The organism is Pseudoalteromonas sp. CNAT2-18.1 (genome assembly GCF_022347865.1).
Classification (GTDB): domain Bacteria; phylum Pseudomonadota; class Gammaproteobacteria; order Enterobacterales; family Alteromonadaceae; genus Pseudoalteromonas; species Pseudoalteromonas ruthenica.
In genome coordinates, this window is the sequence record NZ_JAKRFR010000004.1 from 25,674 (window position 1) to 51,472 (window position 25,799).

19 protein-coding genes and 4 tRNA genes are annotated in these 25,799 nt (G+C 48.4%); 21 read left to right on the forward strand and 2 right to left on the reverse strand.

Features of this window, described 5'->3' with window-relative positions; all coding sequences use genetic code 11:
• Window positions 1–54: 54 nt before the first annotated feature.
• From recJ to MHM94_RS09480, 18 genes are all read left to right on the forward strand, one after another.
• On the forward strand, window positions 55–1,761 hold the full coding sequence (recJ, locus tag MHM94_RS09395; protein WP_235419955.1) for a single-stranded-DNA-specific exonuclease RecJ: 1,707 nt from the start codon (window positions 55–57) through the stop codon (window positions 1,759–1,761).
• 197 nt (window positions 1,762–1,958) lie between these two features.
• Window positions 1,959–3,057, forward strand: a protein-coding gene (gene prfB / locus MHM94_RS09400; protein WP_100229275.1) for a peptide chain release factor 2 whose coding sequence is annotated in 2 segments (ribosomal slippage) — window positions 1,959–2,033 and window positions 2,035–3,057 — 1,098 coding nt in all. Because the reading frame shifts where the segments join, the coding sequence is not laid out codon by codon here.
• A 28-nt stretch (window positions 3,058–3,085) separates the two neighbouring features.
• Entirely contained in the window at window positions 3,086–4,621 is a 1,536-nt protein-coding gene (lysS, locus tag MHM94_RS09405) for a lysine--tRNA ligase (protein WP_022943328.1), read from the forward strand.
• Window positions 4,622–4,882: 261 nt separating this feature from the next.
• Window positions 4,883–5,062: a hypothetical protein gene (locus MHM94_RS09410; RefSeq protein WP_022943327.1), complete on the forward strand. Its 180-nt coding sequence runs from the start codon at window positions 4,883–4,885 to the stop codon at window positions 5,060–5,062.
• 159 nt (window positions 5,063–5,221) lie between these two features.
• Window positions 5,222–5,314, forward strand: a tRNA-Ser gene (locus tag MHM94_RS09415).
• Between the two features lie 34 nt (window positions 5,315–5,348).
• Window positions 5,349–5,425, forward strand: a tRNA-Arg gene (locus MHM94_RS09420).
• A 46-nt stretch (window positions 5,426–5,471) separates the two neighbouring features.
• Window positions 5,472–5,548 (forward strand) — tRNA-Arg (locus MHM94_RS09425).
• 43 nt (window positions 5,549–5,591) lie between these two features.
• A tRNA-Arg gene (locus MHM94_RS09430) sits at window positions 5,592–5,668 on the forward strand.
• Window positions 5,669–6,627: 959 nt separating this feature from the next.
• Window positions 6,628–7,368 (forward strand): NYN domain-containing protein, encoded by a 741-nt coding sequence (locus tag MHM94_RS09435; protein WP_235419810.1) that lies wholly within the window; start codon window positions 6,628–6,630, stop codon window positions 7,366–7,368.
• 22 nt (window positions 7,369–7,390) lie between these two features.
• Window positions 7,391–8,029: a hypothetical protein gene (locus MHM94_RS09440; RefSeq protein ID WP_235419811.1), complete on the forward strand. Its 639-nt coding sequence runs from the start codon at window positions 7,391–7,393 to the stop codon at window positions 8,027–8,029.
• Between the two features lie 677 nt (window positions 8,030–8,706).
• Window positions 8,707–10,137 (forward strand): SH3 domain-containing protein, encoded by a 1,431-nt coding sequence (locus tag MHM94_RS09445; RefSeq protein WP_235419812.1) that lies wholly within the window; start codon window positions 8,707–8,709, stop codon window positions 10,135–10,137.
• On the forward strand, window positions 10,134–11,243 hold the full coding sequence (locus tag MHM94_RS09450) for a dipeptide epimerase (protein ID WP_235419813.1): 1,110 nt from the start codon (window positions 10,134–10,136) through the stop codon (window positions 11,241–11,243). The genes MHM94_RS09445 and MHM94_RS09450 overlap by 4 nt, the downstream gene beginning before the upstream one ends.
• On the forward strand, window positions 11,240–11,995 hold the full coding sequence (locus MHM94_RS09455; RefSeq protein ID WP_235419814.1) for a L,D-transpeptidase family protein: 756 nt from the start codon (window positions 11,240–11,242) through the stop codon (window positions 11,993–11,995). The genes MHM94_RS09450 and MHM94_RS09455 overlap by 4 nt, the downstream gene beginning before the upstream one ends.
• Before the next feature lie 12 nt (window positions 11,996–12,007).
• Window positions 12,008–13,579, forward strand: a complete 1,572-nt coding sequence (locus MHM94_RS09460; RefSeq protein ID WP_235419815.1) for a sodium:solute symporter — start codon at window positions 12,008–12,010, stop codon at window positions 13,577–13,579.
• Window positions 13,572–14,441 carry a BadF/BadG/BcrA/BcrD ATPase family protein gene (locus MHM94_RS09465; RefSeq protein ID WP_235419816.1) on the forward strand — a complete coding sequence of 290 codons (870 nt, stop codon included), beginning with the start codon at window positions 13,572–13,574 and terminating at the stop codon, window positions 14,439–14,441. Before MHM94_RS09460 ends, MHM94_RS09465 begins: the two co-directional genes overlap by 8 nt.
• Before the next feature lie 4 nt (window positions 14,442–14,445).
• Window positions 14,446–15,387 (forward strand): N-acetylmuramic acid 6-phosphate etherase, encoded by a 942-nt coding sequence (gene murQ / locus MHM94_RS09470; protein WP_130148921.1) that lies wholly within the window; start codon window positions 14,446–14,448, stop codon window positions 15,385–15,387.
• Between the two features lie 37 nt (window positions 15,388–15,424).
• Window positions 15,425–16,549 carry a DUF1343 domain-containing protein gene (locus MHM94_RS09475; RefSeq protein ID WP_235419956.1) on the forward strand — a complete coding sequence of 375 codons (1,125 nt, stop codon included), beginning with the start codon at window positions 15,425–15,427 and terminating at the stop codon, window positions 16,547–16,549.
• Between the two features lie 87 nt (window positions 16,550–16,636).
• A complete protein-coding gene (locus tag MHM94_RS09480) occupies window positions 16,637–17,410 on the forward strand; it encodes a delta-class carbonic anhydrase (protein ID WP_235419817.1) in 774 nt (257 codons plus the stop codon).
• Here the strand turns inward: MHM94_RS09480 and MHM94_RS09485 are convergent.
• A complete protein-coding gene (locus MHM94_RS09485) occupies window positions 17,407–18,252 on the reverse strand; it encodes an SIS domain-containing protein (protein WP_022946440.1) in 846 nt (281 codons plus the stop codon). The genes MHM94_RS09480 and MHM94_RS09485 overlap by 4 nt on opposite strands.
• Before the next feature lie 319 nt (window positions 18,253–18,571).
• On the opposite strand from MHM94_RS09485, the gene pbp4b reads away from it, so the two are divergent.
• From pbp4b to MHM94_RS09500, 3 genes are all read left to right on the forward strand, one after another.
• Entirely contained in the window at window positions 18,572–21,016 is a 2,445-nt protein-coding gene (gene pbp4b, locus MHM94_RS09490; RefSeq protein WP_235419818.1) for a penicillin binding protein PBP4B, read from the forward strand.
• Window positions 21,017–21,248: 232 nt separating this feature from the next.
• Window positions 21,249–21,692 (forward strand): hypothetical protein, encoded by a 444-nt coding sequence (locus MHM94_RS09495; protein WP_235419819.1) that lies wholly within the window; start codon window positions 21,249–21,251, stop codon window positions 21,690–21,692.
• Entirely contained in the window at window positions 21,689–22,669 is a 981-nt protein-coding gene (locus MHM94_RS09500; RefSeq protein ID WP_235419820.1) for a hypothetical protein, read from the forward strand. Before MHM94_RS09495 ends, MHM94_RS09500 begins: the two co-directional genes overlap by 4 nt.
• A 44-nt stretch (window positions 22,670–22,713) precedes the next feature.
• Here MHM94_RS09500 and MHM94_RS09505 read toward each other — a convergent pair whose 3' ends face one another.
• Complete coding sequence (locus tag MHM94_RS09505) at window positions 22,714–25,737, reverse strand: carboxypeptidase regulatory-like domain-containing protein (protein ID WP_235419821.1); 3,024 nt, start codon at window positions 25,735–25,737, stop codon at window positions 22,714–22,716.
• Between the last annotated feature and the right edge of the window lie 62 nt (window positions 25,738–25,799).

Here is a 25,799-nt window from a genome sequence, read left to right on the forward strand (position 1 = left end):
CATCTAACGACGGCCCTTTTTTTGGAGTTTGCCTTGCAGGCGCATACCACCATAATGGCTCGCCCGCGAGTCGATGACAGCCACCTAAGCGATAAGCTTCACCCCGTTATTCGTCAAATCTATGCCTCTCGTGGCGTCAATAGTGATGAGCAAATAGATAACCGTGCCAATACCTTGCACGATTTCCGGCTATTTAAAGACATTGAATTAGCAGCAGAAATACTCAGCGACAGTCTACAGCGCCAAGACAAGGTGCTGATTGTCGGAGATTTTGATGCTGATGGTGCCACCAGTACTGCCACCTTAATGCAAGGCTTGGGTATGTTTGGGTTTAGCCAATTGGATTACCTGGTGCCGGACCGTTTTAACTTTGGCTATGGGCTAAGTGTGGAGTTGGCAGAGCATATTGTCGCCATGGCTCCTGATTTGGTGATCACCGTCGATAGTGGTATTTCGTGCTTAAAAGGTATCGAGCGCGTCAAAGCTGCCGGTATTAAGGTCATTGTCACCGACCACCATTTACAAGGTGAACAATTACCCAACGCTGATGCTATTGTTAACCCCAATCGTCACGATTGTACTTTCCCATCAAAATCGATAGCCGGTGTTGGTGTGGCTTTTTATGTGCTTATTGCATTGCGCCATACGCTGCGTGAGCGTCGTTATTTTAATGAGCAGCGTCCTGAGCCGAATTTAGCCAACCTCCTCGATCTTGTAGCCCTCGGCACGGTTGCCGATGTGGTGGCGCTGGATGCGAATAATCGCACCTTGGTGCATCAAGGGCTGGCGCGCATCCGCAGTGGTAAGACTCGCCCCGGTATCGAAGCGCTGGTTGATGTGGCACGGCGCACGCAAGCGCGTTTAAGCGCCTCAGATTTTGGCTTTGCTCTAGCGCCACGGTTAAATGCGGCAGGTCGATTAGATGATATGAGCTTAGGCATTGCTTGTTTGCTATCACCGGATATTAATCACGCTCGGCGCATAGCCGGTGAACTGGATATGCTTAATGCCGAGCGCAAAGAAATAGAGCAGGGCATGCAACAAGAAGCGCAAGCGGCGCTGGCTAAACTTTCTTTAACAAGTGCGCAAACACCCGATGCGTTATGTCTGTACCAGTCCGATTGGCACCAAGGTGTGATTGGTATTCTCGCCGGGCGTTTAAAAGAGCACTATCACCGCCCCACGGCGATTTTTGCCGCCGGAGATAATGGCCTATTGAAAGGGTCTTGTCGCTCCATTGATGGCGTGCATATGCGTGATGTGTTGGCGCATATCGACGGTCAATACCCAGGGCTGATTGCTAAATTCGGCGGCCACGCCATGGCTGCGGGGTTAAGTATTGAGGAAGCGCGATTCAACGAGTTTCAACAAGCCTTTGCGCAAGAGATAGGTAAAGTGCTTACCGAAGAAGCGAAGGAATGTATTTTACTCACTGATGGTGAACTGCCCAGTGATTGTTTGAATATGGAGTTTGCTGAGTTGCTGCGTCAAAGTGGGCCTTTTGGTCAGCATTTTCCAGAGCCCATTTTTGAGCATACCTTTGAGTTGCTGCAACAGCGCGTTGTTGGTGATAAACACCTTAAGCTAGTGCTGCGCCATAGCAGCGGCCGAGTGCTTGATGCTATCGCTTTTAATGTCGATGTACGCGCTTGGCCTGATACCCAAGTGCGTTATGTGCACCTAGCTTACCAGCTCGACATTAATGAATTTCGTGGCCAATTTTCTTTGCAGTTGATCGTTCGAGAGCTGCAAAAACAATAGCCACAGCAAGTTAGCGTAGAGCAAATAAAATTAGATAAAATCATGTGAAAGCGCTAATAAATGCAGCAGTTTTTTGCTAAAATCGAGCGCTTTTATTGATGCGCCGAATTCTCAGTATACTTGAAGTGTAAATGCTTACATCAAGATGGCTAAAGAGATAGACCTTGGCGCCACCATCATTTTGCGGAGTGACATGCATGTTTGAAGTGAATCCTGTGATTAATCAAATCAAGGAAATTCGCGAGCGCACAGAGCTTCTTCGGGGGTATCTTTGACTACGCTCTTAAGAAAGAGCGCTTAGAAGAAGTGAATGCTGAACTCGAAGACCCAGCAGTGTGGAATGAACCTGAAAAAGCCCAGGCTTTAGGTAAAGAAAAAGCCAGTCTTGAGGTGATTGTTGAGACTATCGGCAAGCTTGAAGACGGTACTGACGATGTCGAAGGGCTGGTGGAGTTGGCTGTTGAGGCTGAAGATCAAGAGACCTTCGAAGAAGCCCAAGCTGAACTTGAAGAACTCAATGCCCACCTTGAAAAACTCGAGTTCCGTCGTATGTTTAGTGGCGATCAAGACGCTAACGATGCGTACTTAGACTTGCAAGCGGGTTCGGGTGGTACAGAAGCACAAGATTGGTGCAACATGTTATTGCGCATGTACTTGCGTTGGGCTGAGGCGAAAGGCTTTAAGGCTGAAATCGTTGAAGCAACTGACGGCGATGTGGCCGGTATTAAAGGCGCTACAGTAAAAATTAGCGGTGAATATGCCTATGGCTGGCTGCGCACGGAAACAGGCGTGCACCGTTTAGTCCGTAAGAGTCCTTTCGATTCTGGCGGACGCCGCCATACCTCGTTTGCCTCAGCGTTTGTTTACCCAGAGATTGACGACAATATCGAAATCGATATCAATCCAGCCGATTTACGCATTGATGTATATCGGGCTTCGGGGGCTGGGGGTCAGCACGTTAACCGGACAGAGTCAGCGGTGCGAATTACCCACTTGCCAACCAATACCGTGGTACAGTGCCAAAATGACCGCTCGCAGCACAAAAACAAAGACCAAGCGATGAAACAGTTAAAAGCAAAACTGTTTGAGCTGGAGTTGAAAAAGCAAAACGCTGAGAAGCAAGCGCAAGAAGAAGCAAAGTCAGACATCGGTTGGGGCTCGCAAATTCGCTCCTACGTACTTGATGACTCACGCATCAAAGATTTGCGCACCGGTGTTGAGAACCGCAATACCCAAGCGGTACTCGATGGAGACCTTGATAAATTTATTGAAGCAAGCCTTAAATCAGGCCTGTAATGTAACGCCAAACCAATAGAGCTAGAAAATGACAGATCAAATTCAAGACGAAAATAAACTAATTGCTGAGCGTCGTGCCAAGCTCGACGCCATTCGCGAAAACTGCAGTGCTAACGGCCACCCAAATGGTTTCCGTCGAAAACATTACACTGCTGATCTTCAAGCCGAGTTTGGCGACAAGTCGAAAGAAGAATTAGTTGAGCTTGATCATCAGGTGGCCGTTGCTGGGCGTATTCTTGCTAAGCGTGGTCCATTTATGGTGTTGCAAGACATGAAAGGTCGCGTACAAGCCTACGCTTCAAAAGATGTACAAAAAGATCTTAAAGCTAAATATGGGCAACTAGATATCGGCGATATTATTGGCGTTGCTGGACCTTTGCATAAATCAGGCAAGGGTGACCTCTATGTTGATATGCATGAGTACGAGTTACTGACTAAGTCTTTACGTCCGTTGCCAGAGAAATTCCATGGCTTGTCTGATCAGGAAACCAAATATCGCCAGCGTTACGTTGACTTGATCACCAACATGGATACGCGTGAGACTTTCCGCGTTCGCTCGAAGATCATAGAGGGGATCCGTCGCTTCTTGGCTGAGCGTGATTTTATGGAAGTAGAAACCCCTATGCTGCAGGTCATCCCTGGTGGTGCAACAGCGCGTCCGTTTGTGACTCATCACAACGCGTTAGACATCGATATGTATTTGCGTATCGCTCCTGAGCTTTACTTAAAGCGTTTGGTCGTCGGTGGTTTTGACCGGGTATTTGAGATTAACCGCAACTTCCGTAACGAAGGGTTATCAACACGCCATAATCCTGAATTCACCATGATCGAGTTCTATCAGGCCTATGCTGATTACAATGATCTAATGAACTTGACCGAAGATATGCTGCGCACCGTAGCGCAAGACGTATTGGGTACCACCACTATCGTCAATACTACTAAGAATGACGACGGTGAAGTAATCGACAGTGTAGAATATGACTTTGGTCAGCCATTTACGCGTTTGAGCATGGCCGATGCAATCATCAAGTACAACCCTGATTTTGACGCTCAGGTATTTGCAGACCCTGAAAATCACCTAGAGCAGTTGATTGCCTATGCCAAGCAAGTTCATGTCAAGATCCCTGACAACTGTGTATGGGGCGCGGGCAAGTACATGTGTGAAATCTTTGAAGAAACAGCAGAACACCAGTTGATTCAACCGACTTTCATTACCGAATACCCATGGGAAGTTTCACCATTGGCACGTCGTAACGATGCTAACCCATTCGTTACCGACCGGTTTGAGTTCTTCGTCGGTGGACGTGAATTAGCCAACGGCTTCTCTGAGCTTAATGATGCTGAAGACCAAGCCGCTCGTTTTGCTCGTCAAGTTGAAGAAAAAGATGCCGGTGATGATGAAGCCATGCACTTCGATGATGACTATATTCGTGCACTTGAATATGGTTTGCCACCGACAGCAGGTGAGGGCATCGGTATTGATCGTCTAGTTATGTTGTTTACTGACTCGCCGACGATTAAAGACGTTATTTTGTTCCCGCATATGCGCCCTGAACAAGAGTAACAGCTTAAATTGTTTAAAAAACGCGGCCTTAGTGCCGCGTTTTTTGTACCTCTTGTGTGCGATATGTCTCAAAAAGTCCCTCGTCCCCTCGCAATTGAGTCCCTGTTTTCTGTATTGTTGTTTATTAAACTCATGATATATATAGATTTTTAATTTCAGCTTTAATTAAGCTGTGATTTGCCACGCTATTATTTGTAAGTCCTTAGGCTAATATTTAGGCGTAGTCGATGCGCTAAATAAAATTAAAAGGGAGTGTGGCAAATGGAAAACGACGATTTTTTACCAGAAATTCCAGTGGATAAGAAGCGCCAAGCTTATTACCGCGAGTGTATTCGCGAGTTTGAATTACTCGGATATCGCGACCAGTTTCTACGCGAAATTAGCGAGGATTTAGAAGCCGTCGAGAGAATGCAGAGTGATAAGCCAACAAGCGATCAATAGTGCTTATTTTTAGATGTTTAACGCCTCAAAAATGGCCCTTAAGGGTCATTTTTTATGCCTTTTTAGCGGTTGTGGGCAAAGTCTGAGCAGATGGATTGATTTTGCTATAAAAGTGTTTGACATATTTGCTCAGACCTTTATTATACGCCCCACAAAGACGGAGAGGTGGCCGAGTGGCTGAAGGCGCTCCCCTGCTAAGGGAGTATAGGGTTTGTAGCCCTATCGAGGGTTCGAATCCCTCCTTCTCCGCCATTTATTTTAAATGGCTTTCTTTGTTTATAGATACGGACGCATAGCTCAGCTGGATAGAGTACCTGGCTACGAACCAGGCGGTCGGAGGTTCGAATCCTCCTGCGTCCGCCATCTTCCTTCAAGATGGTCTAATATCTATAAATCACTTTTATGTACCGGACGCATAGCTCAGCTGGATAGAGTACCTGGCTACGAACCAGGCGGTCGGAGGTTCGAATCCTCCTGCGTCCGCCATCATTTAAGTGATAAATTCAGAACGTAAGTTCACACATATAACGGACGCATAGCTCAGCTGGATAGAGTACCTGGCTACGAACCAGGCGGTCGGAGGTTCGAATCCTCCTGCGTCCGCCACTTCCTTTAAAGAGAAGTGATAATAAACCAACGAAAGTTGGTTTTTTTGTGCTTGAAATTTGATGTAAGCATACGGATGCGAACCTCTGAGGTTCGTTGATTACCAATTCTGGCCTGCACCCGCCACTTCCTATAAAGAGAAGTGTTAATAAACCAGCGAAAGTTGGTTTTTTTGTGCCTGAAATATAACCCTCTACTCTCTATTTGATAGTTAAACCGCTCAGCTATTTACCCACCGGTTTATCTCACGTTGTAGGTCAGACTTCAGTCTGACAATTTCGTCGTCCTGCACCCGCCACTTCCTTTAAAAGGGAAGTGATAATAAACCAATGTGAGTTGGTTCTTTTGTGCCTGAAATATAACCCTCGACTCTTTATTTGATAGTTAAACCGCTCAGCTATTTACCCATCGGTTTATCTCACGTTGTAGGTCAGACTTCAGTCTGACAATGTCGCCGTCTTGCACCCGCCACTTCCTTTAAAGAGAAGTGATAACAAACCAACGATAAGTTGGTTTTTTTATGCCCGCAATATAACCCTCTACTCTTTAGTTGATAGTTAAGCCGCTCAGCTATTTATCCATCGGTCTATCCCATGTTGTAGGTCAGACTTCAGTCTGAGGATTTCATCGTCTTGCACCCGCTACTTCCTTTAAAGAGAAGTGATAACAAACCAACGATAAGTTAGTTTTTTTATGCCTGAGGTATAACCTCTACTCTTTTTTTTGATCCGAGAATCCAGCCATTTTTTTAGCATGCATGTTATGGCCTACTTTTGTTTACAAAAGCTTGCCCTCATACCAGCTATAAACTTGATAGCAAAATAGCCTTTATAACTAAATACCGTGTCATCAATTGCTAGCCATAGGAATGATTGATAACTTATTGGTTGAGTATATAGAAATATTTAGTAGATAGTTATAGCTTCTAGCTGAACTGATACTAAGGCAAGGAGGCATTCTTGAACAATAAAGAAAAAATAGCGGTGTTCATTGATGCTGATAACGCACCGGCGAAAAAGATAAACAAAATTCTCTCCGAGTTAGCGCGTTACGGTGTTGTAAATATTCGCAAAGCTTACGGTAACTGGAAGAGCCAAAACCTAAAAGCATGGGAAGACGTTCTTCATGAATTTGCTATACAGCCAATTCAGCAATTTGACTTAACTAAAGGTAAGAACGCGACTGACATGGCATTAGTTGTTGATGTTATGGATGTTTTATATACGAAGGATATTGATATTATTTGCCTAGTATCTTCAGATTGTGATTTTACGCCATTGGTTACGAGGGCGCTTGCTGATGGTAAGTTTTTAATCGGTTTTGGAGAGCGCAAAGCTCCGCTAGCATTTGTGAATAGTTGTTCTCGCTTTCTCTACTTAGATGGTGATAACGAAAAAGAAACTCCCGTTCAAAAACAGAAAAAAAATATAAAGAGCGATACAAAGCTAATCAATCTATTAAGGCAAGCAATAGAGGCCGTAGAAGAAGATAATGGTTGGGCTATGCTAGGGCCGATAGGAACTCACATATCAAATCATGCTTCTTTTGATCAAAGAAACTATGGTTTTTCAAAGCTAAGTGACTTATTTATGGCCATAGACCTGTTTGAAATGAAAAAGACAAATGGCTCAGTACTTTGGGTTAGAGATAAAAAAAGAGCGAAGCAAGTCAGCAAGTTACTGAAAGCGATTACAAGCTAAAGTGAGAATAGGAGGATATTTGATGCCCCTGCAAAATAAAGTAGATCCATGGGGAAACTTGGTGGCGGTTAAAGCTAGAGGGGAGTATTTGGGGAATCGAGGAATATTGCATGATAAAGAAAAGAATATTCTAAAGCCTTGGGCGCATAAAAAGTGGGTAATATGCGAACTTAGCTTTAAGGGTATTAAAAGACGTTTATTTAGCGATAACAAGTATTCCGAATTATTCTTTTTAGATGAAGCGACTGCTCTAGCGGCAGGGCATAAACCTTGTGCTCATTGCCGGAGAGCTCGTTACTCTGAATTTAAGAAGTTTTGGCGGCAGGCCAATGGTTTAAGCGAGCTTGAATCACTCTCATCTGAACAAATGGATAGTCAGTTACATAAAGAAAGAGTCAGTTCAGAGCGAACAAAGAAGACATTTGAAGCGAGCTATGGAAGTCTCCCAGATGGAACATTTATCGAGTTGAATAACGGAGCACACCTTGTCTGGGAAAATAATATCTATAGATGGTCGTATCAGGGCTACTCCCGAGTAGAAGACAGCATAGCTAAGAATCAGTTAGTAAAAGTTATCACCCCAAAAACAATTGTTCGCATGTATTCATCTGGTTTTAAACCTTTAATACATAAATCAATACGTGATGTACAGTTAGGTTAATTTTTTTGACTTTTGAATCGCAGTGGTGCGCTTGGTATCTGAGTACACTTAAACCTGCTACTACTTATTCTTGAGATATAATCGGCAGAATGAAAAGTGAACTTTCAAGTGCTAGTGACAGAAGAAAACCTTACCTAGAAGAAAGGAGCTTTCGCACACTGAATTTAAGGAGGTGTACACTTTTGCTTGGAGGTCTGCATCTCCTTCACTTCTTTTGAAGAGGAGGTCATATGAAGTCACTTAGAATTCTAGATTGTACTTGCTTCTCTTTACTTAATAGTTAAACCGCTCAGCTATCTGTCCATCGGTTAATCTCACGTTGTAGGTCAGACTTCAGTCTGACAATTTCGCCGTCCTGCACTGTTTTCTTCCTTTATCTACCTTTTGTCTCAATGCGAAAATGGCGCGTCAGGTGGGATTGTGCTCTTGCTTGTTTGTCACCTACCTATGTCAATAAACTAAAGCTTCGCTCCAAAGTTATTGCCTAGAGCAGGTTACAGCTCGTTAAGGCTAAATTGAAATCATGACCCATCGACGATTTATTGTTAAAAGGAATAAAGTATTCCTTTTTGTTGTTTGTTTTTATAATATTTTGATAGGATGAATTTAAGCCATTTTTTTAATCTGTGACGGTTGCGCCCAATCGGCGCGCTATCAAGGTGATGCGGAGCATAACAATGACAAAAACCCCGGTATCGATAGTGTGTGCGTTAGTTTTAGGTTGTACCTTAGGTGCAGGGCAAAGTGCTGCCCAGCAAAGTATTGCCCAACAAAGCAATTACGCCCCTTTTGTAAGTGATGTGCCTTTAGTTCAGCAACCTATGCTTAATCCTGAATTTTGGTTGCAACGCCAAAGTGATAGTAAGCCGCTGATGTCGCAGTCGCAAATCCAAGCCTTCAATCGCAGCCTCATCAATAATAACCCTTACATTATCGATCCCCTAGCAATGCCTGATACGCTCTCTGCTAAGGCGTTACGCAGTTATATTAGTAACACCAGTAGCACGCCTTCAAGTCCTCGCTTTTATGTTGATGGCAAGCAACTTGATCGGGCCGATTTTGCGCGTTATCACGCCAATACCAATATTGATGCTGTGACTGATAGTAACCCGGTGCGCTTTGGACTGATTGTTGAGCGCACCTCATTGCGTACCTTCCCAACCGCCGACAGGGTGTTAAACAGTGAAATGGATATCGACTTAGATCGCTTTCAAGAAACCGGGGCGTTTCCGGCGGAGCCTGTCGCTGTATTGCATGAAAGTGCTGATGGTCAGTGGTATTTGGTGGCAGCCTATAACTATACCGCTTGGGTCAAACGCTCCGCAGTGGCGGTAGGTGATAAGAACCGCATCCGTACCTTCACTCAAGCTGATGATTTTATCGTAGTGACCGGTGATAAAGTAGAAACCACCTATGTTCCTAATGAGCCTCGTGTTTCCGAGGTACAATTGGATATGGGTGTACGCTTGCCGCTAGCCCCAAAAGAGCAGGTTAAGCACCTAACTCATGGGCAAAATAGCTTTGCCAGTTATATTGTGACATTGCCTGTGCGCAATGACGATGGCACCTTGAGCTTTGCTCAAGGCTTAATACCGCGCAGTGCTGATGTGCATTTAGGTTATTTGCCGCTCACTGCGCACCATTTAATAGCCCAAGGGTTTAAGTTTTTAGGCGAGCGCTACGGCTGGGGGCATGACTATAATGCCCGTGACTGTACCGGCTTTGTCGGTGAAATTTATAAGGCCTTTGGCGTGTGGATGCCGCGAAATTCATCGTGGCAAGGTAAAACCGATTACGGCCACAACTGGCGCTTTGATAAAGACAGCACAGAGGCACAAAAGCGCGAGGTTATCGCGCAAATGCAGGTGGGCGACCTTATTTACATCCCTGGCCATGTGATGATGTATATTGGTTCATACCAAGGCCAACCTTATGTCATTCACGATGTGAAAGGTCTAGGTTATATCAAGCAAAATGGCGAGTTTTACGATGGCGAGCTCAATGGCGTGTCGGTAACGCCCCTATTACCCTTGCACCTAAATAGCACCACTTCTTACCTTGAGCGCACCTATGCGATTAAGCGCATTGCTCAAGGAGCAGAGCAATGATCATTCAGTCTGTGCATTTTGCACGCTTATCGGTGCCATTACATACGCCATTTAAAACGGCGCTGCGCACGGTGACGCATATTGATGACCTAGTGCTGATTATTGACACTCGATGTGGCCGCCGAGGTTATGGTAGTGCACCCTCAACGCCTGTTATCACCGGCGACACCCATCAGTCGATATTAAGTGTTATCGAGCAGGTCCTTCAACATCAGCTTATTGGCCAGCACATACAAGATATCAATCGCTTATGTGATGACCTAGCGGCGGCAGTGGTGGGTAATTATTCCGCTAAAGCGGCGTGTGAAATCGCCCTCTATGATTTATGGAGCCAAAGCTTAGGTGTGCCGCTTTATCAGGCTCTGGGAGGGCACCAAAGTGAACTGAAAACCGACGTCACCATCAGTGTAGATAGCATAGATAAAATGCTCAGCGACTGTGATAAGGCACTGAGTAACGGTTTTGATGTGCTTAAAATTAAAATTGGCAATGAGCTTGAGCAAGACATTAAGCGGGTACAGGCCATCGCTGCTCATGTCGATAGCAAAGCGTCTTTACGTTTAGATGTGAATCAAGGCTGGGATGCCAAGCAAAGCGTGCGTGCACTGCAAGCAATTGAAAGCCAAGGTATTGTACTGGAATTGGTCGAGCAACCCGTACCAGCTCATGATATTGATGGCCTGTGCTACATCAGTGAGCGCGTGCAATCGAAGATTATGGCCGACGAAAGCGCCTTTTCTGCTAAACAAGTGCTTACCCTATTGGCGCGCGGCGCCGTTGATATCATTAATATTAAATTGATGAAAAGTGGCGGTTTAAGCCGTGCAATCCGCATTGGCGAGGTTGCGGCAACTTATGACTGCCCTTGCATGATTGGCTGCATGCTAGAGGGCAGTATTGCAGTGTCGGCAGCGGCTCACCTGGCTGCAGCAAAGACACGGCAAATCAGTCTCATTGATTTAGATGGTCCGGCTCTGGGGCAATATGACCCCATCCAGGGTGGGGCGACGTTTTCGGGCCCACTGATTAGCCTTAATCAAACAGCCGGGCTTGGTATAGCGGCGATAGACGGCCTTATCGAACTAGCTGATGGAGTATGGCAATGAATAACACATTACAAAGCTTAATACTGCTAATAAGTACCTTAATTAGCGGTGGCGCCGCATCAAAGCCACAACCCATTGCACTGAACAACCAGCAATTGGTGGTGGTGGTAACTGACTCATGGACCGATATACAAGGCGACATGCTCTTATTTGAGCGCAGCGAACAAAAGCGCTGGCAGAGGGTGAGCGAGCCCAGTGCCGTGGTCATTGGTCGTACTGGATTGGCCTGGGGCCTGGGTCTGCACCCCGCACAACCAGGTCAACAAAAAGTCGAAGGCGATGGTAAAGCACCCGCCGGGATATTTGCTTTAGGTGAGGCCTTTGGTTACTTACCGTCGCTGAAAACCGGGCTTGAATACCAGGCCATGGATGCCGGCGATTACTGTATAGACGTTAAAGGCTCGCCCTATTATAACCAGATGGTCAATACGCGGGAGGTGGGGAGCCAGGCCGTTGAAGGCTCATCTGAAGCCATGCGTCGAGATATACATAGCCAAGATGAGCTATACAAAAAAGGCGTTATCGTTGCGCATAACCCTGACAATATAGATGGGGCCGGCAGTTGTATCTTTATGCACTTGTGGCGTGCCGCAGATAAGCCCACAGCAGGGTGTACGGCAATGGACGAGGCGGATATGGACCGTTTACTAGCCTGGCTCGATAAACGCAAACATCCGCTGATGGTGATTCTACCGCGTGTGGAATATGCTCTCAAACGTGCACACTGGCAACTGCCAGCACTGCCACGATAGGCGTATACGGTTATGAATGCGCATTATCAACCTCTAGATTGGCTGGTCTTTGCCGCCTATGCCTTACTTATCGGCGCCACCGCTTGGTGGTTTAACCGCAAAAAAGCCACCACTAGCTCAGAGTATTTCCTCGGTGGTAATGCGATGCCGACGTGGATGGTGGCTGTCTCGGTGTTGGCCACCTCGCAGTCGGCGGCGACCTTTATCGGCGGTCCAGACCAAGGTTATCAGGGGGATTTATCCTATTTAGCGACCAACATTGGCGCCTTTATCGCCGCTATCATTGTTGCCAAGGTGCTGATCCCGCGCTTTTATCGCTACCGAGTGTACACCGTGTACGAGTTGCTGGAGCAGCAAATTGGCCCCAAAGCCAAACGCAGTGCGGGCTTAATGTATTTATTTGGGCGCGTGTTTGCCAGTGGCGCGCGGCTGTATATGGCGGCCATTGCCGTGGCGATGATTCTTTATGGCAATATTGCCGCTAGCAGTGTGATCATGGCCACCTTAGTGCTGGTTTTGGTGGGCTTGCTGTACACCGTGTTTGGCGGCATCCGTACAGTGATCTACTCAGATGTGATCCAATGTGCCGTTTACACCGGCGCTGCCCTATGCGTCATTGTGAGTTTATGGCTGGCGATCCCAGCCGACTTCAGCACCGTGATTGAAGCGTTGCAAAACCCCGCCCCCGGGCAGCCTTCGAAGCTAGCACTGCTAAAGTTTGAACTCGATTTTAGTGCCAGCGGGGTATTTAATATATGGTCGGTGTTTACTGGCTTTGTGCTGCTCAATATTGCCGCCTTTGGTCTTGACCAAGATATGACCCAGCGGGTGCTCACCTGTAAAGACGCTAAATCAGGTAGTCGTGCGATGCTATTGTCCATCGCTTTGGTGGTGCCGGTGATGTTGCTGTTTATTATTATTGGTTTGCTGTTGTTTGTTTTCTACCAACGTCCAGACATTATGGCGCAAGGGGGGGCTAGCCAAGACGTGGGGCAGTTCCAAGGTGAGAAAATCACGGTGTTTATGCACTATGTACTTAACGAGATCCCCGCAGGAGTGAGGGGGTTGGTTACCATAGGTATTATTGCGGCGGCCATTTCTACGTTGAACTCTGGGCTAAGCTCAATGGCATCGGTATTAGTGCAAGATTTATATAAACCTTGGCGGCAAAAACGCAAACCAGATCAACACGATAGTCACTATGTGGTGGCCGGACGCTGGGCCATGTTAGTGGTGTCTCTGGCGCTGGGAGGGATGGCGGTTATTTGCTATTTTTGGCAGCAGTACTCGCAAATGCCGTTATTAAAATTTGCCCTCAGCGTCATGGTGTTCTCTTATTCCGGATTATTAGGGGTGTACATTAATTCGGTGTTTTTCCATCGCGGCAGCGAGTCATCGGTATTAGCGGCACTGGTTATTGGCTTTGTCGCCACCTTATTGATGCAGCCTTATGTGCAAGCGGCGCTATTGCCAAACGCTTGGCACTTTAACCTCGGATTTACTTGGCAGTTGTGTTTAGGCACCTTACTTGCCATGTTAGTGTGTGCTTTGGGGCGCCCCAATAGGCGGAGCAGCCATGAATAATTATGTGTTAGCGGTTGATGGCGGCGGCAGCAAAACCGCCCTAGCAGTATTTAATCGCAATGGCGAAGTGATTGCTTTTGAAAAAGGTGCAGGGAGCTCATTGAGTTACGATTTACAGTTGAGCTGTGAGTGTATGATGCAGCAAGTGGCAAGCATTATGAACACTACAGCCATACCGGCGCATCATACCCAGTGTATAATAGGTGTTGCTGGCGCTGGGAATCCGTATAATCGAGCCGCATTGCTGCAGCGTTTAAAGACATTCGCTTTTGCTGATACCCGAGTGACCTCGGATGCCGTGACCGCTGCCCTGGGCGCTAATTTAGGTGCGCCGGTGGCTTGCGTGGCATTAGGGACCGGCTCGGTGGGGGCGCGTTTAGATAGCCATGGCCAGTTACAGCTCGTCGGCGGCTGGGGATTTACACTGGGCGATGGTGGCAGCGGAGCGCGATTAGGGGCCATGGCGGTACAAGCACTGATGCAGGCAGTAGACAGGCAGCAGCCGCTACATGGGCTGATAGCCACTATAGCTAAAGAGGTGGGGGAGACCCGGGCCGAAATCAGTGCTTGGGTGCGCCAAGTGACAGCCCAGGAGTTTGCCACACTCAGCGAGCGAGTATGGCCGCACGCTAATCATTGCCCCATTGCTACGGAGATCCTTGCTCGGCATAAAAGCGCGGTGCTGCAGCTTATTGCTGATACTCGCCAAGATACTGAGCTTCCGGTGATGTTACTGGGTGGACTGGCAAACAAAAGCAAGCAGTTACTAAGCGACAGCGAACAACGAATTATTATGCCAGCACGCGGCAATGCCTTAGATGGCGCCTGGGTGCTGGCAACACAGAATATACAAGTGGAATAACTACATGAGTTTACTGGATGATCAACGATCGAAATTATTACATGAGCTAAATAGCATCGTGTCGGAAGGGCAAAACCCCGAGACCCTCGATATCGATTTATTAGCGACAGACGATATCTTGTATAAGCTCAATGATGAAGACCACAAGGTTGCTCCAGCAGTACGCGCCATTATCCCAGATATTGCTAAAGCCGTGGATGCGATTGTGCATGCCTTTAGCAAAGGAGCGCGGCTTATCTATATTGGTGCGGGCACCAGCGGTCGGTTAGGTATTCTTGATGCATCCGAATGTCCGCCGACATTCAGTGTTGACCCAAGCCAAGTGGTGGGCATTATTGCCGGTGGCGCTAAAGCGATTCAAACCGCTGTCGAAGGAGCCGAGGATAATGCCGAACAAGCCATCGCCGATCTTAAAGCGCATAACCTGTGCGCCGACGATGTGTTAGTGGGTATTGCCGCCAGTGGCCGCACTCCCTATGTGGTATCGGCACTGAATTATGCCCGGCAATTAGGGTGTGTGACAGCGGGGATCAGCTGCTCGCCCAATGCCCCAGTCCTTGAAGCCGCACAGATCCCATTGGGGGCAATCGTAGGCCCAGAAGCGCTTGCCGGTTCTACTCGATTGAAATCAGGCTCGGCACAAAAGCTTATTCTTAACATGTTAACGACAGCAAGTATGATCCGCAGCGGCAAGGTGTATCGCAACCTGATGGTCGATGTTAATGCCAGTAATGACAAGCTCAAAGCGCGCGCGGTACGCATTGTCATGCAGGCGACAGAGTGCACCGCAGAGCAGGCGGCTGAAGCCTTGATGCGCAGCGAGCACAGCGCCAAACTCGCGATTTTGATGCTGCTCAGCGGCGTTGATGCGCGCCAGGGTAAAAGCATGCTAGCCAAGCAACAAGGCTTTTTACGTGCCGCCGTGCAAGGTAAAGATCATGATTAGAGCGTTGGCGCTGATACTGGCCTGCACCGTCGCGCTTATGGGCTGCGCGCAGACACACAAGGAGGACGGCGCAATTCGCGTGGGCGCTGAACAATTCGGCAAATATGCTCCCTTACTTGCAGGCAAGCGTGTTGGCCTAGTGGTGAATCAAACCTCGCGGGTACAAGACAGCCACTTGGTTGACTTTTTGCTGGCGCAGCAGGTAAATGTAACCACTATTTTCGCGCCTGAGCACGGCTTTCGTGGCGATCATGATGCCGGAGCCCATGTGCAATCTGGCGTAGATGCACGCACCGGTATCCCCATCGTTTCCATTTATGGCGCCAATAAGCAGCCTGCTGCGCAAGAGATGGCAGACATCGATGTGGTGGTGTTTGATATTCAAGATGTCGGGGTGCGATTCTACACCTATATCAGCTCCATGCACTATATGATGCAGGCCAGTGCTGATGCGGGGGTTGAGTTTATTGTTTTAGACCGGCCGAATCCGAATATTGCCTATGTTGATGGGCCCATTCTCGACCCTGACTTTCGCTCCTTTGTGGGTATGCATCCCATTCCCATTTTACATGGTATGACTGTGGGCGAGTTGGCACAGATGATTTTAGGAGAGGGCTGGCTTAACAGTGATGCGCAGCTACAGCTTAGTGTGGTGCCGGTGGCGCACTATAATCGCACTATGAAGTATTCGTTGCCCCTCAAGCCGAGTCCTAATTTGCCAAACGACCAAGCCGTTGGCTTGTATCCATCATTGTGTTTTTTCGAGGCGACTCCGGTGAGCATCGGCCGAGGCACTGACTTCCCATTTCAAGTGATGGGCCATGACAGTGTCGCATTAGGCGATTTTGCTTTTCGCCCCCGTAGCATTGTTGGCGCGGCGGCATCACCGAAGTTACAGGGTAAGCTCGTCAAAGGCGTCGACTTGCGACAAAGCTCTGTGCGTGGTTTGGATTTGACGTGGTTGATTAGCGCTCAGCGGCAATTTGCGCAAGCGCAGCAGGTGCTATTTACCCGCCCTGACTTTATGGACAAACTTGCCGGTACCGATAAGTTGCGTCAGGCCATTACTGAGGGGCACAGTAGCGAACAAATAAAGCAAAGTTGGCAGCAACCCTTGCAGCAGTTTAAACGCCAGCGTGCTCCATACCTACTTTATCCTTGAATTTATTGCATATTCGTTGAGTTCTTGTACCTTTTTTAGGTTAGGCATGATACACAGTTGTTGGCAAACAATAACAAGGGATCAATCATGCCTAAACGCTTTCTATTGTTTATGGCCGCCGTTACCACGGCGCCCGTGTTCGCGGTGCAATGTGATTTGGCTGGGCCGCAGTCACCGCGCGATATTCACCTTAGCGAGGGGAGTAATCCGGTGCACTTTGCATCAGCTCCTAACTATAATGAGCTCAACCTTTGTAATATCCATTTCCATAAAAATGCTGAGCATCGCGCCGCAGCCTTTTCGGTGACCGCTCACTCCAGCCCAGCGAACACTGGCTATCAGTGCCAATTGAGTAAAGCGCTCGCTGAGCACGAAAAAAAGCCATTGCTTACGCCGGCCTGTGATGGTCTACAAAGTGGCGATACCATTGAGGTGCACTGGGTGTATAGTTCGGCGCGGGTTTCACCTGGGCCAGGCTTGGGTAGTTGCGTCAGTACCGCTAGCGCGAACCCCAATTTGCGCGTTGAAGCCCAAGTATTCACCCTGGTGAATGACAGCGGCGCCTTAAACTTTACCGAGATGACGCGCATCGTCCAGCGTCACGGCCGTTACCAGAGCAATGAAATTCCACACGACAGTGGCGAGCCGGTGCGCTACCTCGGGTCCACCACCGGGCCCAGTTACTCGCAACATCAATGCTCGCCTTATCAGGTGAGCTGGTCGGTGCGTCCGGATTGTCGCAAGCTTGATATTCATAGCTTGGCTAAGTGGTGTGAGGAGAACCCCTTTAACGAGCATCAGGCGCACGGGGTGCGCCAACTAGTGATTGATAGGCAGCAGTTATCAACGATTGATGATTAACTTTCGCGGAACGCTTTAACCACATCGTTAGAGTGTTCCAGCAACTTACGCCCTGGACGTGTGGCTTGCGTCAACGCGATAAAGACAATATCGATAACAAAGTCTTGCGCGGTTCGCGCCAAAATCGACGATAAGCGAATAGACTCTTCCTCAGCGACGGAGTAAAGATTAACGGTGGCGCAATCGGCCACTGGGTTGGCGCCAAACTTAGTGACGGCGATCACTGGGCAGCCATTGGCTTTGGCCTGACTGGCTGCTTCTGCTACTTCGCGGGTTTTCCCGGACTCACTGATAGCGACGACTAAATCGTCTTTGCCTAGGGTTGAGACGTAGGCCAGCTGTGCATGACCATCGGCATCGGCGATAGCGGCAATGCCCAGCTTTTGCAATTTAAAAGCAAAGTCTTTGGCCACCAATGCCGAGCCACCGAGACCACATAAAGCCACACGCTTCGCGTTTTTTAACAAGCTGACCGCTTGTTCAACCGCTTCAGCCTCATTGAGGTTTTTAGTTTCACTCAGGACCGCCATTTTACTGCTGAGCAGCTTTTCTGCTATTTGCTCTAGGCTATCATTTAAGGTGATTTTACCGTGCAGCTTAGGTGCGGGGGTTTCGGTGTTTAGGGCATCAATTACCGCGAGCTTAAAGGCCGGAAAGCCTTTATAACCGAGCTTTTGAGCAAACTTCACAACGCTGGACTGACTAACACCAACCACCTTGGCCAGCTCAATAGAGGAGAGGTCGCGAATGGCATTAGCAGAATTAAGGGTAAAGTCTGCTAATTTTGCTTCACTGCTAGAAAACGATTTACGCAGTGCTTTGATTTTTACAAATGTCGACATAAGAAGGTACTTTATTGTTAGATTATATTGGTGCTAATGAGCGCTTATGGGCTCATCTAGTGCACACTTACAACGACGTTAATTACAGTGTAACCTGATATTCCTACACAAAGGAATAAATAATTTGATATACACTAGTACCTATATCTTTACTTTGGCAACCTTACAAACGGCCATAACCGAACACAATTTCAATGTTTGAATATTATTTTCATCTATTTTTAATTGAGCGAAATAAAATATTATTATACTGTGGTCATTATTTGTATTAACCCAGTGCCTAGGAGCAGGCGGGCTGCAAAACATAATGTAGGCTGATATGAATTTTCCATACTTTGATACGCCAATGCGAACGTGTTTAGTGCTGCTAATGTGCATGGCTTCCCTTAGTTGCGTTAACCACTACCCCATGAAGCCGTCACACAATTATTCAAAACGCATTAAGTTTTTGGTGATGCATTATACCGCCATTGATTATCAAAAGTCGGAGCGGGTATTGGTTGATGAAGGCGGGCTCAGTGCCCATTATCTGGTGCCACAAAGTGGCGATGCGAGTTATCAGCGCAGCGAGCTTGAGGTGGTGCAATTGGTGGCTGAGCAAGATAGAGCTTGGCATGCCGGTAACAGTTTTTGGCAAGGTCGCAGCGATTTAAACGATCATTCCATTGGTATTGAAGTGGTGAATGTACCGCGCTGTGCTGCGGCTGAGCGCACCGCCAAGGCCGCAGCAGGGCAAGAGCAAAAGCTGTGCATGTACCCCGATTACGACCCACAACAGGTGCAGTTATTGATTGCCCTGAGCCAAGATATTCTTGCCCGTAACCCGGATATTGGACCAACACAAGTTGTCGGTCACTCCGATATTGCGCCTGGGCGCAAAAGCGATCCAGGCCCGCGCTTCCCTTGGTATCAATTATATAAAGCCGGCGTCGGCGCTTGGTACAAACAAGCGGATGTCGAGCATTATTGGCAGCACTTCAGTACCGCAGCGCCGACGACCGCCTTGATGCAGCAAGCACTGCGTGATTATGGCTATGGTGTTGACGTTAGCGGCCAGCTAGATAGAAAAACGGTAGCAGTTATCAAAGCCTTCCAGGCTCACTTTCTGCCGTGGCAGGTGCATGGCCAAGCGGATGGCAAAACGGCAGCGGTGTTGTTTGCCTTATTACACCGCTATAAACCGGATAAAGCCCAAGCACGTTTTCGTGACTATCAGGCCTTGAATACAGCGCAGCCAGCACCCAGTAAACCTTTGGGTCATGAGCAGCTATTGGCGAGCTATCCCGCAAAGGCGCTGAGCTCGCGAAAAGATGTCAACAACAAGTACCGCTTTAAGGCGTACCAAGGCCGTGGCGAGATCATTATTGATAACGTGAATGCCGTTGCTGCTGAGCTTGTCGTCAATGGCCAAACTCTGAATATCGCAAAGCCTCTAACGGCGGATACCCAATACCGTTATTCGCTTAGTAAGCGCACCCGCACCGGGGTGAATAGTTTGCATATTAAGTCGGTAACACCAGAAGATGCGCAACTGCATATTCGTATTCCTGCGCCAGTGTTAACGCAGCGCCCAACACCTAAACGTTTCGAACAGGTTGATGCGCTGATTAATGCTGAAATTGAGCAAGGGTTTCCCGGAGCCGTGTTGGCGGTCGTGCACCAAGGGGAATTGGTTAAGCTTTCGGCTTACGGTGAGGCGCGTAAATATCATGATGGCGGCGAGATGATGGCCACACCGCAGCCCATGCAAACCGATACCTTGTTTGATATTGCCTCGAACACGAAAATGTTTGCCACAAACCTGGCGTTGATGCATTTGGTATCGCAAGGGCACTTGGATGTCTCATTGCCGGTGAGTTTTTATTTGCCCGAATATCGCGGTCAAAGGCGGGAGTTACGGCTAGTCAGTGATTTACTCGAACACAGCGCTGGCTACCCTGCCGTGGTGGACTTTCACCGTCGTGATAACCAGCTTGGCGAGCAATTCTATTCGATTAGTAGCGATTGGACCAAGCAGCTTATTGTCCAAGGAGTGCCTTTCACGGCGATGCGCAAGCAACGCCACCTGTACAGTGATATTGACTATATGTTGTTAGGGTTGCTGGTGGAACGTATCAGCGGTATGCCCTTAGATGCGTATGTTGAAAGCCGGCTCTATGCGCCCCTTGGGATCACCTCAATGATGTTTAACCCGCTGCAAAAAGGGGTGTTAGCACAGCAAATTGCAGCCACCGAAATTCAGGGAAATACGCGGGGTGGGCGGGTGCACTTCGAGGGCGTGCGCGATTACGTATTACAAGGTGAGGTGCATGATGAAAAAGCTTTCTACTCACTTGCTGGGGTCGCAGGCCATGCTGGGCTATTCGCCGATGCCAAAAGCCTAGCGCAATTGTGTCAGCTACTGCTTAATCGCGGCACTTACGGTGAAAAACAGCTATTTACTGCGTCGGTGCTGGATCAGTTTACTAAACCGAGTAGGAGCGACGAAAGTTATGGCTTGGGTTGGCGCCGAGCGGGAAATGGCGCGCGTAAATGGCACTTTGGCCCTTATGCCAGTGCGCAAGCGTATGGACACACAGGCTGGACAGGCACAGTGACGGTTATCGACCCAGAGTATGATTTAGCCATAGTGCTGCTGACCAACGCCCGGCATAGCCCGGTGATGGGCACTGAGCAGCAGTATCAATTTGTGGGTAAACAGTTTGAGACCGGCCAATATGGTTCGGTGGTCACTCGCGTTTACGAGGCTATACTTGGATTGTAGTGAACGTTAACGACTAACACAGGATGCCCCTGCCAGGGCACCTGACCCAAATGGCATCGTTTAGATGCCATTTTCTTTTTCCTTTAGCGCTGCAGTCATTTGCTAATTCAATGCATTCGTTATTAAATAACTGGCTAATTATTTTACTTACCCAAGGAAGAGACATGCCGTTTAGGGTTGCATGTAAGTCCAGTCTGTTCGCTATTTATGAGCCGCGTGGGCCGGAGATAGGATGACTAAACTTTCACACTGGCTGTTATTAATGTTGCCGCTGTTCGCGCACGGCGCAGAGCTGCGCCCCTTTACCACTGATGGTTGTAGCTTGTTCCCCGATGGTACCCTAACAAACAGCGTTAAGTGGCAGCATTGTTGTATTAGCCATGACTTGGCCTATTGGCAGGGTGGAACTCAGACACAGCGCGATGCCGCTGATGCTGCATTAGCGCAGTGTGTGCGCGATTTAGATGAGCCTGCAATCGCTACTTTGATGCATATCGGCGTTCAGCTCGGTGGTGGGCCACTTTATCCAACTTGGTATCGCTGGGGCTATGGCTGGCCTTATGTTCGCAGCTATGGAGCATTAACGATTGACGAACAACAGCAGGTGCAAAAGCGATTGGCAGAGTTAGTGCCAGACTCACTACCTAAAGATCCCTCCGATGAGGAGCGACCATGACCGAGAAATTTGCACGGCATTTGGGGATTGTTCTGGGCGCTCTGTATGGCCTCGGCTTTCGGCTGTTATGGGAAGTAGAAGCGCTACAATCACTGGGGAGTTTGGTGACCCTGTCGTTTATGTTCTTAGTCCCTTTTGTGATCGGGTTTATTCGTATTTATTGTCAAGGTAGGGTCACTCCTTCGCTGTCTTATACAAAAATGATTACCCTAGCGTGGCAGCCTATTTTTGTATTTTTATTAGTCAGTGTCGTGACCTTATTGGAAGGCAGTATTTGCGTGGCCATGGCGTTACCCGCGTTTATGTTATGCGCGAGCCTAGGCGGATTGGCGGCAGGGTTATGTGTGCGCTTGATGCATCGTAAAAAGCGTGGCGCCTTATTCAGCATCGTCGTTTTACCTGTGATTGTTGCCCCGCTAGAGTTGCACTTTTTAACTCGTTCAGCCACCTATGTGATTGAAGACAGTATTGATATTAACGCTCCAGCGGCAGCGGTTTGGCGACAACTGGCAACGGTATCAACGATTGAGAGTAATGAGTTACCCACCACCTTCGCATCACTCATTGGCGTACCTAAGCCCATCGCTGCTGATATGTCTGGTCAAGGTGTGGGCGCTGTGCGTACCAGTCACTGGCAAAAGCAGGTGCAATTTAATGAAGTGATCACTTCATGGGTAGAAAATCAGCAAATGACCTATCGTTTTGATATTGATCCAGAGCGTATCCCTGATAACGCCTTGGATAAACATGTAAAACTTGGTGGCGAGTACTTTGCCCCACTTGATGGTGGTTATTTTATAGAAGTACTTGATAGTAAAAGAAGTCGTTTAACGTTACGAACTCGCGTTGAAGACAACACTCATTTTGGCCTGTATTCGCGCCTATGGGGAGAAGTCATTTTTCATGATTTTCATACTTCATTGCTACAGCTTATGAAAACCAGAGCGCAAGCTGATTTTGCTGAACATCAAAGCTAAAAAAAGCGCCGCAGGCGGCGCTTTAAGTGGTTGCTGGGGGGAGCTTAGAACTCGACTTTGACCGACAGTTGAACTCGGCGAGGGCTATAGTATTGGCGCGGCTCAGCGAAGTTTTCGTCATCAAAATAGGGGTTGTTGTTATACCCAGTTTGACGGTCAAAAACATTGAAAATATCGGCGCGAAATTGCATCGCCACATCGTTATACACCGTGAATTCTTGAGTGTAATTGAGGTCTAACTGCCAATGACTGGCGCTACGGCGACTGCCAGCGGGCTCGGCATAGCGGCTGGTATCGCTAGCATAACCGTAGGGGGTGCCATGCCACTTTTCCCAAGGCTTACCGGATTGAAACACAAAATAGGCACCGACGTTCGCATCCCAAGGGGTGGTGTAATAGCCGTAGACTTTGAATAAGTGTGGCTTATCCCCGGCTAGGGTGCCATAGCGGTAATCCCAAGGGTAACGGCCGCGACCGTCACCATAAAATGACGAACCGACGAAGTTATTGGCATCGTTGGTCGCAGTGGTGTTGTCTTGGTCAAAATTACCGTAGTAATGACTCCACACATAGGAGGCGTTGACATAGGTGTTATCGCCCATGTATTCAGCTTCAAGACTGGCTTCCCAGTATTTGGTTTCGCCTCCCGGCACTTCGGCGATAACATAAGAAGAGCCACCAATTTCCTCGCGAATGGCATCGAGGTTATCAATGAAGAGTCCTTGCTCGGCGATATCGGCAGGAATGCCTGGCACATCAAGGCCACTGTAATCGGTTAATCTGGCGTTATTGGGCATATCTTCCCAAAAGTGCATGCCTCGGCGGTGACGCACATGGGCGCGTACCACCAAGTCACTGCCAATGTATTTGGTTGTGCCCACGGTGAACTCATTAATACGCCGTGGTTTTAAGCCTTTTTCGAACGCTTTACCTGATGAGCCACCGCGTGGCTCGGCATAAATAATATTGCCATTGCTATCGAATTCGATTTCTTGCTCGCCACGGGTATTACGGTCCCACGATGCAGCACGAGCCAGTGAGCTGGTATCGGGGTTATACATGGCAAAGTTGGCAAATACCGAGTCTTCGCCTGCATAATGCCACGTGACGCCGAGGCGGGGTTGCACCATATCGGCCCAGTCGGTCTGGTACATTTGATATTTATTACCCGGGGCTAATTCATACCCAGAAACCGTTCCTGACTTTGCTCTTAACCCTTGGCCATAGTAGGTATCTTGGCTGAACATAACGCCAATGTTGTAGGTCCAATCGCCGATTTCAATGGTATCGTTAATTTCAAAGTTAAGGGTTTCGGTGCTCGAGATAATAGATGGCACCGTATCGCCTTGGTTATCAACTAGGCTCATTTGCTCAACGAAGGCGCGGTAAATCACCGGTGTGCTACTGCCTTGCTCTAAGCTTTCGTCCAAGCCGCCAACGTATTCAATACGGCCCCAGCCGTTTGACAAGCGTGTGAGTACTTCCTCACCTTCAGACCATTGGCCACCGAAGTGCAGAGTGTGATAGCTGTCGCCCCAACTAAATTCATGGTCGAGCTCGAGCTCGAAGGAGTCGCGGTAGAAGTCTTGGCTATCATAGCGATAATACGCACCAACACCGCCGCCGCCTTTTTTGACACCATTTTCGCTGTATCCATATTGTTCAATAAGCGTATTCGCGGCACTATTAAAAGCGGCTATTTGCTCTGCGGTGTAGCCTGAGTCAGCATCCAGTGGTGTGGGGACACTAAAGTAACCCATTTGCTCAAGGTTATTGATATCGAGTTGCGCCGATAGCGAAGGCTGCACGCTAAGTTCAGTATCAGGGCGTGAGCCGCTTTCTAGCTCAAATTTACTGTATTGAAACGAGAGTGTGGTGGCCGAGCCGATCAGCCACGAGCCATCAACAGTGAAAATATCTTGGTCGGTTTGTCCGCCCACCGAGACGCTGTCGGCTTCAAACTGACCGATGGAGTCGCCCTCAAGGGTTTTCTCTGACATCCGCTGCGAGATATTAAACAGCAAGTCGTCAGTGGGGGCCCAGGTCAGCTTGCCAAAGTACTCATCGCGCACGCTCTTATAATTTTTGACCTCGCCATAAGCGGTGCCCTTGTTGCTGCGCTCTTCCTCCGGGCGGTAGTAAGAAGTGTAGAAATACAGTGTATCTTCAATCAGCGGGCCGCCTAGGCTGGCAGTCAGCCAGCTTTTATCGAGCTCATAACTTTCCTCACCAACAGGGCTCGCTACGAGGCTTTTGGGCTGCACTTTATATTCTACGCCACCGCGAAATTCGTCGGTGCCAGATTTCGACACGGTATTGATAGCAAAGCCCCCGGAGCGGTTAAAATCCACAGCCTTAGCGCCGCCGCGATCCATGGTTACGTACTCAATATCATGCGTCGAGGGCTCGGAGGCGAGGTTGCCGAACATCGGCAATGAGACATTGACGCCGTCGAAACCATAAGAGTTATCGACCCCAGACCCGCCAGCTGAGGGGCCAAGGATGGAGTTTTCAGAAAGCTCGACACCGGGGACCAATTTCAGTAGATCGCGATAATCTTGGCCGATGGGGACGCCTTCAATGGCGCTTTCTCCTAAGGAGTTGGTTAACGATGAATTACCCTGGCGGTATAGCCGGCTGCCAGTAACGGTGATCACTTCGGTGTTGCTGCCGGTCATGCTTAGCGCCACATCCACCTTTGAGGTTTGCTCCAAGAGCACTTGTACCGTCATACGCTGACTGGCACCGTCTTTATTGGTAAAGGTCAGCTCGTAAGTACCCGGTTTGAGTTGCGGGAGGTCATAGCTACCATCTGCTCGGGTTACGGCTCGTCGCGGTTTTGGCATGACGTTACTGGTGGCGATGACTGTGACTCCGGCCATGGATTGGTCGGTTTGCTCGGCAATCACCTTGCCTTTGATGCCACCGGTGAGCGCCGCCAGCGCTGGGGCGCTAACAAAGGCTGCAGCGATTAAAGTGGAAGTGAGTGCCGTTTTTGGTGCGCGCAGCGCCAGGCCAGTAGCCTGTGTTAACGCGCTAAGGCTAAACCCGGATGTGATCTGTTTCATTGTATCCCCGTCCTTATAATAAATTATTTATCGGTTGGACTTTTTACCCTGTGATGTATAAG